Origin of the sequence: Caballeronia sp. LjRoot29 (genome assembly GCF_964252755.1) — a bacterium.
Classification (GTDB): Bacteria; Pseudomonadota; Gammaproteobacteria; order Burkholderiales; family Burkholderiaceae; genus Caballeronia.
Genome location: NZ_CAXUPU020000003.1, coordinates 195967 through 211441 on the forward strand (window position 1 = coordinate 195967; position 15475 = coordinate 211441).

The following is a 15475-nucleotide window of genomic DNA, read 5'->3' on the forward strand; positions in this document are numbered from 1 at the left end:
GCGGCCCGATGCATCACGCACCGGGCCGCGTTTCCATTTTGTTTTGTTTGAATACGGTCTGGTCCAGTCATGTCACGTCTTAAAGTTTTGTATGGTTTTCACGCGGTGACCGCACGGGTTCGCGCGGACGCATCGACGATCGAAGAAATTCTCTACGATCCGACCCGCAAGGACCGGCGCATGACGGATTTCCTGCGCACAGCCAAGGAAGCGGGCATTCGCCTGATCGCCGCCGACGAAGCGCGCCTGTGGGGCCTGTCGGGCAACGTCGGCCATCAAGGCGTGGTCGCGCGGGCGACCGACATGCCGCTCGCGCAGAACCTGGCGGAACTGCTCGATGGCGTCAGCGGTACGCCGTTGCTGCTGGTGCTGGACGGCGTGACCGACCCGCATAACCTCGGCGCGTGTTTGCGTGTAGCCGATGCCGCCGGCGCGCATGCCGTGATCGCTCCGCGCGATCGTTCGGCCGGATTGAACGCAACGGCCGCGAAGGTCGCGAGCGGCGCCGCTGAAACCGTGCCGTACATCACCGTGACGAACCTCGCGCGTGCATTGCGTGAATTGAAGGACGCGGGCGTGTGGGTGATCGGCACATCGGGCGATGCCACGGCGAGCGTCTATGAGACGAAGCTCGATGGTCCGGTGGCGATCGTTGTCGGCGCGGAAGGCGAGGGCATGCGGCGTCTCACCGGCGAGACCTGTGACGAGATCATGAAGATCCCGATGGCGGGCAGCGTCGAAAGTCTGAATGTGTCGGTGGCGAGCGGGATTTGTTTGTTCGAAGCCGTGCGGCAACGGTCGGTGAAGAAGAAGTAAGCGCACGTCATGCGATTCAGTTTGGCTGTCATTTGCGGTGTGTGCTGCGCGCTGCTCGCGGCGTGCTCCAGCACTGAGATCAATCGTGGCGCCTACATTGCCGATACGCGATATCACGCGCCTAGCGCCGACTCGCGTGTGCGCTTTCTCGTCATGCATTACACGCAAGGCAACGAAGCGCGATCGCTCGCAGTCCTGACGGGCGATGATGTCAGCGTCCACTATGTCGTGCCCGACAATCCGCCTGTGAGTAATGGCGAACCGGTCGTCTATCAGCTCGTACCGGAATCGGAGCGGGCGTGGCATGCGGGCCAAAGCGAATGGCAGGGAACGACGGAACTGAACGCGGCATCCATCGGCATTGAGAACGTCAACGTGGGTCCTATCGATACACCGCAGGGACGCACCTGGCAACCGTATCCGCCGGCACAAGTCGATGCGCTCGTGAAGCTCGCGAAGGACATTGTCACGCGCTACAAGATTCCGCCTACGCGCGTGGTAGGTCATAGCGACATCGCGCCCCAACGCAAGACCGATCCGGGCCCCGCGTTCCCCTGGCGCACGCTTTACGACAACGGTATTGGCGCATGGCCGGATGACGCTACGGTGACTCAACGCCTCGCCGGACGCGATCCCAAGTCGCTTGTCGAAGTGGCTGCCTTGCAGCAAAAACTCCATCGATACGGCTATGACGTCGCGACAGACGGCGTGCTCGACGACAAGACGCGCCGTGTGATCGCCGCATTCCAGATGCACTTTCGCCCCGCCGATTACGCGGGCAACCCCGATGCAGAAACCGATGCAATCGCGGCCGCGTTGCTCGATAAATACTTCCCTTAAAGGTTCTTCGCGCCCATGTCTGATCTCTATTTGCCGCTGCGCTCCGTGCATATGACCTGCGCTGCGCTCAGCATTTTGGCTTTTATCATCCGCTATGTCTGGATGCTGCGGGAATCGACACTGCTGCAAAAACGGGCGGTGAAGATCGTGCCGCATATCGTGGATACGTTGCTGCTGTTGAGCGCTATCGGGCTGGTGGGAATCATCGGCTTTGGGCCGAATGCGGCGTGGCTGTCGGCGAAGATTGTCGGGCTGATCGTGTATATCGTGCTGGGTACGTTTGCGCTCAAACGCGCTCGCACGAAAGGCGCGCGAGCGGTGTTCGGCCTGCTGGCAATCATCGTGTTCGCGTTTATTGCATCGGTAGCGCGGACGCATAATCCACTCGGGTTTTTCGTGCACGTTTGAGTGGACGGCTGCAGCTGACACAGCCCCGAAACGCTGCGCCGCCGCGCTCGGCTAGAATTGAGCTTTTCCCCTCGACGCTGTCACCCTCGCCATGACCCAAGACGAACTGAAGCAACTGGTCGCTGCCGAAGCGGCCGCTTATGTCCACGCCAACGTACCCGAAGGCGCGGTGATCGGCGTCGGTACGGGCACGACGGCGAATTGTTTTATCGATGCCATCGCCAGCACGAAGTCGCGGTATCGCGGAGCGGTATCGAGCTCGCTTGCCTCTACGGCCCGGCTCGAAGCGCATGGTTTCAAGGTGCTGGAGTTGAACGAGATCGAATCGTTGCCGGTGTACGTGGATGGTGCCGACGAAATCGACCCGCATGGCGCGATGATCAAGGGCGGCGGCGGGGCGCTGACGCGCGAGAAGATCGTGGCGTCGGTGGCGGACGTGTTTGTCTGTATCGCGGACGCAAGCAAACGCGTCGAGGTGCTTGGGACGTTTCCGTTGCCCATTGAAGTCGTGCCGATGGCACGCACGGCGATCGGCCGGCGCATCACGGCATTGGGCGGTGTTCCGGTGCTGCGCGTGACGCAAGACGGTTCGCCGTTTATCACCGACAACGGCAATGAGATCATCGACGTGAAGACGTTGAAGATCGACGATCCGCTCGCGCTTGAAGCGCAGCTCAATGCATGGCCGGGCGTGGTGACGGTTGGATTGTTCGCGGCGCGTGGCGCGAACGTATGTCTGCTAGGAGCGCCTGGCGGCGTGGAACGGATCGATTACACGCAGCGCTAAGGCTTGCGACAAGCTCTAACCGTGCGCGGAGGCTTCACGCTGGCCGCGCTTTTTTTTTGCGCTTTGCAATTTGCTGCAATCCAGGAAGGGCGATCTGAACGCGGCCTCAAGCCCGGATGCGCGAAACAAAGCGCTTCAATGTTGTATGTGGTTAGTAAGATATCTCTGATCGAGAAGAACAGGCAGTCAGTCAAAATAAGCCAGTCCCCAGAGCAACACGCTCCAAGCCCACTTATTGCGCGACCGCGAACATTCTGTCTGCGTTAAAAAGCGTAATAGCTTGTATAGCGGCTGATGCGTGGGCGTGAAGTCAAAGGTCTAAACAATAAAGGGAGTTCGGCGATGCAAACCAATCTTCGCAAGACGCTCGATGCGTCTTACTCGCGGCTCAAGCACGTAGAGCCATCACCTACTGCATTCGCAGGCAACTATGCGTTGTGCCTTGGCATGATCATGGGCGGGCAGACCTGCAAGGGAATGTCGCTTGAGGAGGCAGAAAGCGAACGTGCTTACCTGGCTATGCTTGCCGCCCTGTACGAGATTCAACTCGCCATGCCACGCAATCTAAGCAAGCGTTAAAGCAGTCACGTAAGCAGGTTATTGAAAGAGCTCGGCATATCATGGATCGGGGGTTTCTAATCTTTAACTGTTTTACTTATTTTTTCTTTGAGTGTGTTTTGGTCTTTGCAATAGCATCAGCACTGAGTGATGCTTTGCCAGCTTCACGTCGCCATACGCGTGGACGCATGCACGACCACTTCTATCGACGACGCCAAGTGAACTTGCGATGTAGTTCTCGTTTCAATGCTCCAGGAATAAAGCCCCTTTATGAAATTGATAAGCTGGCTGCGGATTTTATGAGCATCGATAACAGCGCGTCGCGGATCGGCGAACCGAGCCGATAAATGCATCAACCGTGGGCAAGCGGGCACCGCGCTCAATATTCGTAACACGATGGTTGATCTGTGTGGGCGTACGAACGTAAGCATGTAGTGACTATCTCTAAACTCGTTTCATTGGCAGCAAACGCTGCGGCAGACGGGTTTCATCATGAAAGTGGCTATTGTTCACGACTGGCTGGTGACGACGGGCGGCGCAGAGAAGGTGCTGGAGCAAATGATTGCGTGCTTTCCGCAGGCAGATATTTTCAGTCTCGTAGACTTCCTCGAAGACCGCTCTATCGTTCATAACAAGCCGGTAAAGACCTCCTTCATTCAGCGGCTTCCCTACGCAAAGAAAAAGTATCGGGGTTATTTACCGCTGATGCCGCTTGCTATCGAACAATTTGACTTGTCTGGTTATGACCTTGTTCTCTCGAGTTCGCATGCGGTAGCGAAGGGTGTGCTGGTCGGGCCCGACCAGACTCATGTGAGCTACGTGCATTCACCCATTCGTTATGCGTGGGATTTGCAACATCAGTATTTGCGTGAAGCGCGTCTCGATCATGGACCGCGATCATGGGCGGCTCGCATGCTGCTGCATTACCTGCGTAACTGGGATTCGCGTTCAGCTAATGGCGTCGACCGCCTGATTGCAAATTCGCAGTTCGTGGCGCGCCGTATCTTGAAGACCTACCGACGAGAAGCGGCTGTGATTCCGCCGCCCGTTGATGTCCAGGCATTCGAGGTGGGGGACGAGAAGGGCGACTTTTATTTGACCGCTTCGCGGATGGTGCCTTACAAGCGTATCGATATGATCGTGGAAGCGTTTGCTTCCATGCCCGATCGTAAGCTGGTGGTGATTGGCGATGGACCGCAGATGGATTTGGTACGTTCGAAGGCGACACCCAATGTGAGCATCTTGGGTTATCAGTCATTCGATGTCTTGAAGGACCATATGCAGCGTGCCAAGGCGTTTGTGTATGCCGCGGAAGAGGATTTTGGCATTGCCATCGTGGAAGCGCAGGCGTGTGGCACGCCAGTGATTGCTTATGGCAAGGGTGGGGCGCTGGAGTCGGTGGTTCCGCTCGGATCTCCCGGCGCGACGGGTTTGCATTTCATGACTCAGACATCGGCGTCGTTGTGTGATGCCGTCGAGCGGTTCGAGGATTCCTCGCATGCCTTTACGATTGCCGCGTGCCGCAAGAATGCTGAACGGTTCGGCGCTGCCGACTTTCGCCGCCGGTTTGTCGTTGAGGTATTGAACGCAATGGCCAAGGCCGGTCCTAGCCGGGAAAGCGAGCTGACGAGCGTTATGCCGCCGGTGTATGTCAAGGTCATATAGAGCGACGGTTATTCGTTCGCGCCGGCGGGCTGATTTGGGGCTGCCGGTTTTGGGAGTGGTGGTCTGGGTTACTGCTTTCGGTCTTGGCGGTCTGCGTGAGTCGGCTATTTTCTTTATCGCTATCCGAGGCACATAGCGGCCATCCATTGCACTGCCTTGGCGTTCGTCCGTCTCCGTCCGCCACTGCAGCCTGCGTCAACGTACACAACAGTCCCTTGCCGTTCAGCACCGCGTGCCGGTTCATACATGGGTAAGCGCGAAGCCCTTCGATCGATGTCTCGAAAGGTGCGTTGTTGAAAGCCAAGGATGCACGGCATTGCGTGAGGCCGGCAGACAGATGTGTTCTCAAGCACCATTGTCATGGGCTTTTTCGCGGGAAGACCCAAGCGTCGAACAGAGTCCATCTCTCACAGACTGCGTACGCGATCGCTCAATGGCATTCGCCATCCCCTTCGCTAAGGGGAACGCAATCGGACGATCACCCCGGGATACTCTCTAGCGGCGATGATCGACACGGTCTTGCGCTTGGGCAGGCTGCAAAGGGGCTAAGCGCCGAACACTTGAGGCCATGCTCTGGCTCCTTCGCTCCTGCTCCTTTCCCGCGGTCAGTGAACCGCTTCAACCTGATGCAGGCGCGGCAGCAACCGGTCGAATTCACGCTTGACGATGCCGTAGCATTCGCATGCACGCGACTCCAGGCCTTCACGATCCAGGACCTTGATGCAGCCACGGCTGTGATGGATCAGGCCGGCGTCATGCAGCTTGCCTGCGGCTTCTGTCACGCCTTCACGACGCACGCCAAGCATGTCGGCGATCAACTGTTGCGTGACTTGCAACTGGTTCGACGTGGTGCGATCGATTTCGATGAGAAGCCAGCGGCACAGTTGCTTGTTGAGCGAGTGATGACGATTGCATGCTGCCGTTTGCGCAACTTGCGTGAGGAGTGCTTGCATGTACAAAAGCATCAGGCGACGCAGGAAGTCAGAGCGGCCAAACTGTTCACGCAATGCCGATGCGCTCATGCGATAAGCGAAGCCCGGGCATTGCACCTGGACGCGCGTCGGCATGGTTTCACCGCCAGTCAGTACCGGTACGCCGGTCATGCCTTCGCGGCCGACTGCTGCGATTTCTACTGAACCGCCGTCTTCCATCGTATGCAGCAACGAGATGATGGCGGTGGTGGGGAAATACACGTGATGAATTCGTTGTCCCGAATCGCACAGCAATTGGTCGGTGCGAAGTTGAACCAGTTCAAGGTGCGGCGTGAGGGCCTGCCATTCGTGTGCGGGAAGCGCACCCAACAAATGATTGCCATGCAGGTCGGACTGAAGGGTCAGCATGATGTTCTTCTCTCGTAACTTTGCGCGTTGCGCCTTACTTGTTATTTACCGGTCAGCGATTCGTTTCGCGGATGCATCTGACGGCATCCATCGAAACGTGTCGCGACCAGCCCCGTAAGCAGTCCGGCATCGTCATTTAGTTAAATTCGTTTTGGACAATGCCAGTGCTGCGAGACTCATTTAGCGAGGACCGTGCCAGCGATGTGCATTCTCAATGCCATCATGGGGTCGTGTATCAAGCACGATGAGCGCAAATCAGCAGATGGATATTTTTGTTTCACTCTTGAACATGGCGTCGTTAGACGGACACTATTGATGCGATTGATGCAGCGCATGCTTTTGTCTGCGCAATGCCTTGCTGGTGGCCCATTTGAGTTTTTTTCTGAACGCGCGAAGCGACCCTGCGAGCTGATGAGCCGGGGGCTTGAGCCACCAATCATCGGTTGTTTGATAATTGATTCAGAACTGTTCCATCAACTTGGTGCGCTAGCGAACGCAGTTGCTTTCGAGCACCGCTTGACACGCTTGCACCGCCTGATGGGAGGCAACTCGCCTTGTTTCGGTCGGCCTTTTCGTTACGCGAGCCGTGTATTGAAAACGTTGCGTTGAGTGCACGAACCTCGCTTTTTGGCGGATGAGAAGTGTTGCGTCGGCGAGCAGCTAGCGGGATATGGCGATCACGGCCGGGTGAAAGAGGGAACCCGTCGAGCATCAAAAGGTAGCGTGGATCAACAACGTGAGCTCAGCGTGCCAAACGTTTGGCATGCACTAACAGCCCGCAACTTTCTTCGCTGCTTGCTCGACGAAAACCGCGAATCGAACCTTGAGGCTCCGGGCAAGGTATCGCAGATGCAAGACCCGTCGTCATGTGTATGCGGTCATCAGCGTGTCACATCGGAGCTCGCAAGCGTTTGCGTATTGCAAGGCGAACGCGGAGGTGGAACGTGCTGTGACCATCGCGATGAAGTTCGCGATCGTGCGCGACAAACATCGAATTGAAATCGAGCAGTTTTGTGTCGTCGAGCCGGGCTTCGCAAAGTGTTGCAAGTCTGTGCATGTAGTCCGCGCGGCCTTTTTCTGCATAGGACCAGTCGATACCAGTGGTCATCAAAAGCGCACGGCGACGGAGTGTCAGATTGGACTTTGCCGGTCTCTTATCGCGCACGATGAAACGTGCTTGGCACGGGCGCTGAAAGCGATCCGACGAGCTGTCCACGAGCTGTCCATTAGCACTCAACGCAGTGGCCTGGCATAGCCTTCGGTACGCGTGGTGACGAACTCTCGAAATGCGAGCCGGACGCCAAGGACTGGCCCGGGCCACTCATGACGATTTCGTCGAGAGGGGATGTAGTCCGCCCGAGTAACGGCGGATGACAAAGGCCAGCGATTGATGACGGGCCCTTAGCTGATCAGCGCCGCAAGCGGCTCCACGATTTTGGCGTAGGACTCTTCCAGTACATCGAAACACTCGTGACAGGGGTCGCGCCGGCCGCGGGCAACGGCCCGTACCAGCCGGAACTGCATCACCATCGACTCGGTCGCGATACGTTGCGCGGCCGTCGGCATCGACTCAGGGATAGCGAAACCGCGCTCGCGCATCCAGACGAGATATCTCGACATGAATTCGAAGTTCGAGCCGAGTTGGCGCATGACGTTGAATGTGTACTGGTTGAAGTGATCGGCGCCGCGCTCGAACAACATCTCCAGGTGCTCGGGAAAAGCCGCGCGCCATTGCGTGATCGGATTGCGCGCCGGACGCCGTTGCAAATGCGCGACCAGCAGATCCGCCGATGCTTCCGCCAGTTCCGTGCCGCTCAGCGGCGCCCGGACGCGCTTGCAGAACTCCACGTAGGGAAACAGCAGCTCGGGACGGCCATCGAGTTCCGGCAGCCGTCGAAACACGCCTTCATAGTCCTCGCCGTCGAGCACGAAGTAACCCGTGTTGTGGAAATAACCAAGCCGGCGCGCGCGCGGATCGATGTAATCCACGCCGATAGTCGTCTTCGTGTGTTCGTTCCGGTATGACGTGGCGCGCGTATCGGGCAAGTAAAACGCATCGACTTGAGCCAGAACCGTATGGCCGCGCTGGGTCTGCGTACGCACCCGGTCTTCAAGCGAATCGTAGATGGCCAGTTCCTGGACCTGCAAACCGTACAGCTTGTCGAGGTCCTCCAGCGGAAACTTGACGAACGTGAACTGGTCCCCTTCGAAGTCTTGCGTCACCGTAAAGGCAAGCGCTGCGCGTGGATCGAGTCCATAGCCGTGCAGCAGCTCGATCCACAGATCCACGTAGCAATTCGTTTCCGCCCAGACCCGTTCGCCCTGGTGCAGCGAGTGCGACTGGTGTTTGCGCACACGCGTGTGGAGCGGGTGCAATTGCACGACCCGGGCGCGCTCGCGGCTTGAACCCGTGGCGCCGCTGCCATGGACGGCAGTCATGACAGTACCTCGAGTCCGGCGCGGATAGGCGAACAGGTGGGAACGTCTCGCCGGGCGAATTCGGTAAGGATGCGACGCAGTGCGGATTTCATGTAATAGCCCCAAAAAAGCGTCACTAAAGGTGTTTCACCCAGGATCAGTTGCAGCCGCTTGATATCGGCTCGGTCGCGTGACCGGGGCATGGCCGGAACGGGCTGGTCGTGCAATCGGCAACCTGGCGCACATTTGTTTTGAAACCTGGAAGCTCATCCCGCGCAGGCGGTGTGGGACTTTTGTTTCAGGCTCTTGTTCCAGGCTCTTTATCGCGGCAGTTCGTCATTCACCGATTGCGGTTCGGATACCCGTATTTGACGGATTGACAAGGGGTTGCGTCGGTGCGATGCCGCACGGAAGTTAAGCGGTCTACGACTTAAGGTATGAACATCGAATAAGCCGGTGCTGCCGGCTTCATCTGGACCGGGACCGGAACATGAACTGGAAAGCACTCGACTTCGAGCAAATAACCGCACGGGAGCTGTATTTGATCCTGCGGGCGCGAAGCGCTGTGTTCGTTGTCGAACAGTCCCATGTGCATCTGGACCCGGACGGACGCGATGAAACATCGCTTCATGTCTTTGCAGTCGACGACATCTCGCGGCCGATGCCGGTGATGGCCTACGCGCGCTTGCACGAGGGCAGCATGGGGCCGGACGCGTCGAACGTGGTGATGGTGGACAAGATCCTCACGAGCCCGCTACGGCGCGGCGACGGCACGGCTGCGGCGCTGATTACACGTGTCCTTGCGGCAGCGGGCGAACGGTGGCCCGGACACGGTGTGCGCTTGCTGGCGCCGGTGAGTCTGCGCGGATTTTACGAGGCATTCGGATTTCGCAAGGATCAGGGCCCATTCGTCGAGCGCGGGGTTCGCTTGATCGGGCTGATACGCAAGAGCCGATATAACGCCCGGACGAACCAGCGGGCCGGCGAAGCGGATTTCATCGATGTGGTCGAAGAAGTTTGAAGTTGTACAGAACGCAGCCGCCGTCACCGATCGGCCTGATCAGGCTGGCGGATTTAGCTGGATGCCAGCCGGGTACCGGACAAGCACGACAGAACACTCAGTATCCAGCGAGGGCCGTTTGAATCTACTTATCGTCACCCATACCGTCGGCCGCAACGACGGCCAAGGGCGCGTCAACTACGAGGTCGTCCAGGCGGCGCTGGCAGCGGGACATTGCGTCACGCTGCTCAGCACTGGTGTCGACGAAACCTTGAGCCAGCATTCGCGCGTGACCGTGGTTCGCATAGCCGCGAGCCGGGTGCCCACGCGCTTGCTGCAATACCAGATGTTCGCATTGCGCGCCGCTGCGTGGATTCGCGCTCATCGTCACGCGTTCGATGTAGTGCAGGTCAATGGCTTTATCGCGTGGACGGATTCCGATGTGAACGTCATCCACTTCGTCCACAACGCTTGGTACAAGAGCGGCTATTACCCGTTTCAGCTGACCGGCGGACTGCATGCCGCGTATCAACTGTTGTTCACGCGGCTCAATGCGTGGTGCGAACGCTGGGCGTTCAGTCGTGCACGCGTGCTGGTGCCGGTGTCGGAGAAGGTGAGTTCGGAACTCGTATCGCTTGGCATGTCGCGTGACAAGATCCGCGTGATCCATAACGGCGTGGATAACGTCGAGTTCTCGCCGGACTTGTCGCAGACATCGCAGCGCGAGCGTTTCAAGTTGCCCGAAGACCCGTTCATGGTGCTGTTCACGGGCGACCTGCGCAACGCGCGCAAGAACCTCGACACCGTGCTGCGTGCACTCGTGAAGTGTCCTTCCAATGTTCATCTTGCCGTGGCCGGCGGCGTGGCGAACAGTCCGTATCCGGCAATGGCCGCGGCGCTCGGCGTGGCGGATCGCGTGCATTTCGTCGGGATGATCCGCGATATGCCCACGCTGATGCGTTGCGTCGATGCATCTGTGTTCCCGTCGCGTTACGAAGGCATGAGCGTCGCGCTGCTCGAGGCGCTTGCCTGCGCGTTGCCGGTGATCACCGTGCACACGACCGGCGGCGCGGAAGTGGTCACGGAGGAGTGCGGCATCGTGCTGGACGATCCCGACAACGAAACGTCGATGGCCGAAGCCATCTCGCTGATTGCATCCGACCCGCTGCGTACGCGCGAAATGGGACAAGCAGCTCAGGCGCTGGCCGCGACGCTGTCATGGCAGACCATGGCAGCCCGCTATCTCGCGCTGTTCGAAGACATTGCGAGAACGAAAACGCGCAAGGCCGCTGGCCGCAACGCGCGGACTCGCCAAGAGGCTGTATCGATGAAGAGATGAACTGATCGACGCGTGTTGAAACGCTGTAGCCACAAGTACCCCGCAGTCACCAGCATAAGAAAGAAGGGCCCCAGCGCGCCAGGCGCCGCTTAACCTCGAACCAGACCTAGTTATGAAAATCGTTCACCTGGCCTCGCATGCGCAATGCAACGGCAACGGCGCCGTCAACGCGATGGTCGATCTGGCGTGCATGCAGGCGCGCGCCGGACACGACGTCGTGGTTGCTTCAGCAGGCGGTACCTTTGAGCCGCTGCTGCGTCGCCATGGCGTCACGCATTCGCTGCTGCATCAGTCGCGCCAGCCTTGGCGTGTGCCGGCCATGATCGCGGGGTTTGGCCGGTTGATCGAACGCTTCAATCCCGACGTCGTGCACGCGCACATGATGACCGGCGCATTGATCTCGCGCTTCGGCAGCATGCGCCGCCGCTTCGCGCTGGTCACCACCGTTCATCACGATATTCAGAAAGGCGCTTCGATGGTGCGGTTCGGTGATCGCGTGATCGTGATGAGCCACGCGGCCCGCGACGCGATGCTGGAGCGTGGCGTGCTCGCGAACACCTTGAGCGTGGTGGCAAGCGGCACGATCGGTTCGCCGCGTTTCCCCGCACGGCAGCCATCACCATTGCAGTTGCAGCATCCGAACGTGGTGTGCGTGGCAGCGATGTTCGAGCGTAACGGCGTTGCCGATCTGCTGCACGCGTTTGCGCATGTGCTGCAGACCCAAGAGCAGGCGCAAGACGCGCAGCTTTATCTGGTAGGAGAGGGAGCTGATCGCGGGGTGATGGAAAGTCTGGCCGAACAACTTGGCATTGCGAATCATGTCAGGTTCACAGGGTTCGTCCCGGATCCCCGGGCGTATCTGAACGAAGCGGATCTCTTCGTGTTCGCGGCTCACCAGGCGCCCGGGCCGCTGGCGATCAGCGAAGCGCGGGAGGCGGGTTGTGCGATCCTCGCGACCAAAGTAGGCGGTGTGCCGGAGATGCTGGAAAACGGCGGTGCAGGCGTGCTCGTTGCTCCACAGGAGCCGATGCAACTGGCCGCCAAGATGGGATGGCTGCTGATGGATTCACCGATACGTGCGCAATATGCTGCGCGTGCGAAGCTGAATCTGGAGCGCTTTTCGGTTGAGCGCGTGTACACGGAGCATCTGGCGGTCTATGAGCAAGCGATCGCGCGGTGCGAACGGAAGAACCGTCCGTCGACACGGCGTGCGCCGGCTGCGTGAGTGACGTGACGGGCAGCGCTGCACGGCCACACCGGTGCGCATTGCTCATTACGCATTGCGCTGCAGCGCGGTTGCCCCACGATGGCGAAATATCAGGGTGTGCTTGTGCAGTGTGTGCGGGCGCACTGAATCATCGGTCTAGTGAAAGTGTAATGGGCGCACTCGGCGCGACTCATCGAATAGGTCAGGCGCGCATCCCGGTCACGCGAGCCGGCCGGGTGCCTTGAACGGCGGATCGACCGAATAGCGTGCGGGCGTTCGCACGCGCACACAACGAAATAAATTTACCTGCTTAAATAGCGCATCAATCGATGCGTGTTCTTCACGCGTCCGTACCTGTATGACGCGTTCGGCCCTCAATCAGCTTCAATGCTTCAGGAGTCACTGTGGACGTGTCCCACTATCCGCTTACCGGTACCCCCAAGACGGGTGCTGCGAGTCTTCGCGTGCAGCCGGTCATTCTCGCCGGCGGTTCCGGCACGCGTCTGTGGCCGTTATCGCGGCAGCAGTTCCCCAAGCAACTCATCGAACTCATGGGCGCGGAATCGTTGCTCGAAGCCACGCTCCGCCGTCTTGACGGTCTGGATGTGGCGACCCACGACCGCGACACGGTGCACTTTGCGACCAGCGAAGAAATGATCGTGGTCTGCGGCAGTGAGCACAAGTTGCTGATTGCCCAGCAGATCGAGCGTAATGGCCGTCGAGCACGCATTGTGCTCGAGCCCTGCGCCCGCAATACTGCACCGGCGCTTACGCTCGCTGCGTTGGCGGCAGTGGCTGCCGGATCGGGCGATGACCCGGTCATGGTGGCCATGCCCGCCGATCACGCCGTGACCGACCTCGATGCGTTCCGTCGAACGATCGCCAAGGCGATCGAACACGCGGCAAGCGGCGCGCTCGTTACGCTGGGTGTCGTGCCCGACAAGGTCGAGACAGGCTACGGCTATATCAAGGCCGGCGCCGCTCTGGGGATGGCTGATGATGGCGCCCCTCAAGCGCGGGTGCTCGAACGGTTCGTCGAAAAGCCGCGCCGGGAAATTGCCGAGCAATATCTCGCGTCCGGCGAGTACTGGTGGAACAGCGGCATTTTCGTATGTCGGGCGTCGGTCTGGCTTGCCGCCATCGAGCACTTTCAGCCAGCTATCTACGCCGCGTGCGTGAGCGCGTCTGAACGTGGCTTGCATCAGGACGGCTTCACACAACTCGATCTCGGCGCGTTCGAAGCGTGCCCCTCCGATTCAATCGATTTCGCCGTCATGGAGCGGATAACGCAGACGCCTCAGTTTCCAGGCGTCGTGGTGCCGCTCACCGCCGGCTGGTCCGATGTCGGTGCGTGGGACGCCGTATGGGACCTGTCGAACAAGGACGACGACGGCAACGTTGCTCGCGGCCGTGTGATCTTCGAAGGGTCAACAGACAGTTTCGCGCATTCCGACGGCCGCCTGGTCGCGTGCGTCGGCGTGACCGGTGTCGTCGTCGTGGAAACGGCGGATGCGATCCTTGTTGCATCGAAGGACCGCGTGCAGGAAGTGAAGGCGATGGTAGGGCGCCTGAAAGCCGCCAAAGGCGCCGAGGCGCATGATCATCGTAAGGTTCAGCGGCCTTGGGGTTTCTATGATTCCATCGATCATGGCGAACGTTTCCAGGTAAAGCGCATTGTGGTGAAACCGGGCGCGCGGCTCTCGCTGCAGATGCACCACCATCGTGCGGAACACTGGATCGTCGTCCGAGGCACCGCTCTCGTCACCCGCGGGACAGAGACCTTTCTGGTCAGCGAAAATCAGTCCACGTACATTCCCCTCGGTACCACGCACAGGCTCGAAAACCCGGGCAAGACGCCGCTCGAAATGATCGAGGTGCAATCGGGGACGTATCTGGGCGAAGACGACATCGTGCGTTTCGACGATCAGTACGGACGCGCAACCGAGAAGGCGGCAGCAGGCTGAACACTGATGAGGGTGTGGCATGAAGATGGGGCGTTACGAAGCACTTAAATCACAGGTATCAAGAAGTACTTGATACAGCGATTGCCGAGGCAGTATCGCGAGACGCGAGGACCATAGGAAAGGGATAACCCTTGAGAGGGACATTCCGACTGGCGCTGGCGGTATTGAAGACGCAATTTATCGTGCACGGTCAGGGCTGCTGATTGGTCTGATCGATTTGATTGACCTGATGAATCAGCAGGACTCACCGGGCCTTCCGGCAAGCTTGGGGAAGCCCGCCGGACGCGCAGGGACACAATGTAGGGCAAGGGGAGAGGGGTGATGGACGAAAACAAAGAGCGATCACTGGTGGCTAAGGTGATGGACGGGCTCGTATCGGGCATCGTCGAACAGAAGTACGGCGCGATCCTGCCGCCGCAGGACGTCTTGTCGAAGGAGTTCGACGTGAGTCGGACCGTGATGCGAGAGGCCTTGAGCATGCTGCTCGCGCGTCACATGCTGGATGTGCGTCCCAAGACGGGCACGCGGATCCGGCCGATGAGCGACTGGCGGCTGATCGATGAGGACGTGGTGAGCTGGCGCTTCCGTGCGACGCCGGATCAGGCGTTCTTGCGCGACGTGATCGAGTTCCGCATGTTGATCGAGCCGCGTGCGGCCGCGTTGGCAGCAACCCGTGCGACGCCGGACGAAGTGAGCGGGATTCGCGATGCGTTCGACGCGCTTGCGTCGCTCAATGGCAGCGAGCCCGAGTATCAGGCCGCCGATGTCGCGTTGCATACGCGCATTGTGGCCGCGAGCGGCAACCAGTTTTTCCAGCAGATGACGGCTATCGTGCGGGGCGCGCTGGTGACGGTCTATCCGATCGTGGCGGGGATCGCGACCATGCGTGACGCGACGCTTGAAGCGCAGCGCCGCGTGGTGGAAGCAATCGAGGCTCACGATGCCGGGTTGTCCGAGCGCGCGATGAGCACGCTGATCGATGTCACCGCGGAGGAAGTCGGACGAGCCTTTTCGCTTGAACGCCGCGAGGACAGTTCGTCGCCACCGGTCGGCGAATCCGAGTCGGCCGGCGCCTGACGCCTGGTCGAAGCTTCGCGTCCGGGAGGGTTCCGGCGTGTCGAAGCTGGCCCGAT

The 15475-nt window shown here is 59.5% G+C and carries 15 protein-coding genes; 12 read left to right on the forward strand and 3 right to left on the reverse strand.

Going from position 1 to position 15475, the window contains the following annotated elements; genetic code table 11:
* Positions 1–69 precede the first annotated feature (69 nt).
* The 6 genes from rlmB to ACSQ83_RS04990 all read left to right on the forward strand — a co-directional run bounded on the left by rlmB (position 70) and on the right by ACSQ83_RS04990 (position 5074).
* On the forward strand, positions 70–816 hold the full coding sequence (gene rlmB, locus ACSQ83_RS04965; RefSeq protein WP_299719165.1) for a 23S rRNA (guanosine(2251)-2'-O)-methyltransferase RlmB: 747 nt from the start codon (positions 70–72) through the stop codon (positions 814–816).
* A gap of 9 nt (positions 817–825) precedes the next feature.
* Positions 826–1656, forward strand: coding sequence for an N-acetylmuramoyl-L-alanine amidase (locus ACSQ83_RS04970; RefSeq protein ID WP_414953911.1), 831 nt, complete (start codon positions 826–828; stop codon positions 1654–1656).
* Between the two features lie 15 nt (positions 1657–1671).
* Positions 1672–2064 carry a SirB2 family protein gene (locus ACSQ83_RS04975; protein ID WP_436227396.1) on the forward strand — a complete coding sequence of 131 codons (393 nt, stop codon included), beginning with the start codon at positions 1672–1674 and terminating at the stop codon, positions 2062–2064.
* Positions 2065–2155: 91 nt separating this feature from the next.
* The gene (rpiA, locus tag ACSQ83_RS04980; RefSeq protein ID WP_414953909.1) at positions 2156–2851 is read left to right on the forward strand and encodes a ribose-5-phosphate isomerase RpiA; all 696 of its coding nucleotides are present in this window, start codon (positions 2156–2158) and stop codon (positions 2849–2851) included.
* Positions 2852–3193: 342 nt separating this feature from the next.
* A complete protein-coding gene (locus ACSQ83_RS04985) occupies positions 3194–3430 on the forward strand; it encodes a hypothetical protein (protein ID WP_414953908.1) in 237 nt (78 codons plus the stop codon).
* Between the two features lie 471 nt (positions 3431–3901).
* Complete coding sequence (locus ACSQ83_RS04990; RefSeq protein ID WP_436227397.1) at positions 3902–5074, forward strand: glycosyltransferase family 4 protein; 1173 nt, start codon at positions 3902–3904, stop codon at positions 5072–5074.
* A gap of 605 nt (positions 5075–5679) precedes the next feature.
* Here the strand turns inward: ACSQ83_RS04990 and ACSQ83_RS04995 are convergent.
* Positions 5680–6414, reverse strand: a complete 735-nt coding sequence (locus tag ACSQ83_RS04995; RefSeq protein ID WP_047897701.1) for a Crp/Fnr family transcriptional regulator — start codon at positions 6412–6414, stop codon at positions 5680–5682.
* A gap of 201 nt (positions 6415–6615) precedes the next feature.
* On the opposite strand from ACSQ83_RS04995, the gene ACSQ83_RS05000 reads away from it, so the two are divergent.
* A complete protein-coding gene (locus tag ACSQ83_RS05000) occupies positions 6616–7023 on the forward strand; it encodes a hypothetical protein (RefSeq protein WP_436227398.1) in 408 nt (135 codons plus the stop codon).
* Between the two features lie 280 nt (positions 7024–7303).
* On the opposite strand, the gene ACSQ83_RS05005 is transcribed toward ACSQ83_RS05000, so the two are convergent.
* Positions 7304–7630: a hypothetical protein gene (locus ACSQ83_RS05005; protein ID WP_436227399.1), complete on the reverse strand. Its 327-nt coding sequence runs from the start codon at positions 7628–7630 to the stop codon at positions 7304–7306.
* A gap of 185 nt (positions 7631–7815) precedes the next feature.
* Positions 7816–8853, reverse strand: a complete 1038-nt coding sequence (locus ACSQ83_RS05010) for a DUF1839 family protein (protein ID WP_414969408.1) — start codon at positions 8851–8853, stop codon at positions 7816–7818.
* 469 nt (positions 8854–9322) lie between these two features.
* Between ACSQ83_RS05010 and ACSQ83_RS05015 the strand changes: the two genes are divergently transcribed.
* The 5 genes from ACSQ83_RS05015 to ACSQ83_RS05035 all read left to right on the forward strand — a co-directional run bounded on the left by ACSQ83_RS05015 (position 9323) and on the right by ACSQ83_RS05035 (position 15419).
* Positions 9323–9853 carry a GNAT family N-acetyltransferase gene (locus ACSQ83_RS05015; protein ID WP_436227400.1) on the forward strand — a complete coding sequence of 177 codons (531 nt, stop codon included), beginning with the start codon at positions 9323–9325 and terminating at the stop codon, positions 9851–9853.
* A 118-nt stretch (positions 9854–9971) separates the two neighbouring features.
* The gene (locus tag ACSQ83_RS05020; RefSeq protein WP_436227401.1) at positions 9972–11171 is read left to right on the forward strand and encodes a glycosyltransferase family 4 protein; all 1200 of its coding nucleotides are present in this window, start codon (positions 9972–9974) and stop codon (positions 11169–11171) included.
* Positions 11172–11283: 112 nt separating this feature from the next.
* Positions 11284–12396 carry a glycosyltransferase family 4 protein gene (locus ACSQ83_RS05025; RefSeq protein ID WP_436227402.1) on the forward strand — a complete coding sequence of 371 codons (1113 nt, stop codon included), beginning with the start codon at positions 11284–11286 and terminating at the stop codon, positions 12394–12396.
* Between the two features lie 386 nt (positions 12397–12782).
* Complete coding sequence (locus tag ACSQ83_RS05030; RefSeq protein ID WP_436227403.1) at positions 12783–14342, forward strand: mannose-1-phosphate guanylyltransferase/mannose-6-phosphate isomerase; 1560 nt, start codon at positions 12783–12785, stop codon at positions 14340–14342.
* Between the two features lie 321 nt (positions 14343–14663).
* The gene (locus ACSQ83_RS05035; protein WP_414953901.1) at positions 14664–15419 is read left to right on the forward strand and encodes a FadR/GntR family transcriptional regulator; all 756 of its coding nucleotides are present in this window, start codon (positions 14664–14666) and stop codon (positions 15417–15419) included.
* The last annotated feature ends 56 nt before the right edge of the window (positions 15420–15475 follow it).

Excerpts from the sequence above, each read along its gene's own strand:
- ACSQ83_RS05025 (WP_436227402.1), top strand. The coding sequence starts at position 11,284 with ATGAAAATCGTTCACCTGGCCTCGCATGCGCAATGCAACGGCAACGGC.
- rlmB (WP_299719165.1), top strand. The coding sequence starts at position 70 with ATGTCACGTCTTAAAGTTTTGTATGGTTTTCACGCGGTGACCGCACGG.
- ACSQ83_RS05010 (WP_414969408.1), bottom strand. The coding sequence starts at position 8,853 with ATGACTGCCGTCCATGGCAGCGGCGCCACGGGTTCAAGCCGCGAGCGC.
- ACSQ83_RS05000 (WP_436227398.1), top strand. The coding sequence starts at position 6,616 with ATGTGCATTCTCAATGCCATCATGGGGTCGTGTATCAAGCACGATGAG.
- ACSQ83_RS04995 (WP_047897701.1), bottom strand. The coding sequence starts at position 6,414 with ATGCTGACCCTTCAGTCCGACCTGCATGGCAATCATTTGTTGGGTGCG.
- ACSQ83_RS04990 (WP_436227397.1), top strand. The coding sequence starts at position 3,902 with ATGAAAGTGGCTATTGTTCACGACTGGCTGGTGACGACGGGCGGCGCA.
- ACSQ83_RS04975 (WP_436227396.1), top strand. The coding sequence starts at position 1,672 with ATGTCTGATCTCTATTTGCCGCTGCGCTCCGTGCATATGACCTGCGCT.
- rpiA (WP_414953909.1), top strand. The coding sequence starts at position 2,156 with ATGACCCAAGACGAACTGAAGCAACTGGTCGCTGCCGAAGCGGCCGCT.
- ACSQ83_RS05015 (WP_436227400.1), top strand. The coding sequence starts at position 9,323 with ATGAACTGGAAAGCACTCGACTTCGAGCAAATAACCGCACGGGAGCTG.
- ACSQ83_RS05035 (WP_414953901.1), top strand. The coding sequence starts at position 14,664 with ATGGACGAAAACAAAGAGCGATCACTGGTGGCTAAGGTGATGGACGGG.
- ACSQ83_RS04985 (WP_414953908.1), top strand. The coding sequence starts at position 3,194 with ATGCAAACCAATCTTCGCAAGACGCTCGATGCGTCTTACTCGCGGCTC.
- ACSQ83_RS04970 (WP_414953911.1), top strand. The coding sequence starts at position 826 with ATGCGATTCAGTTTGGCTGTCATTTGCGGTGTGTGCTGCGCGCTGCTC.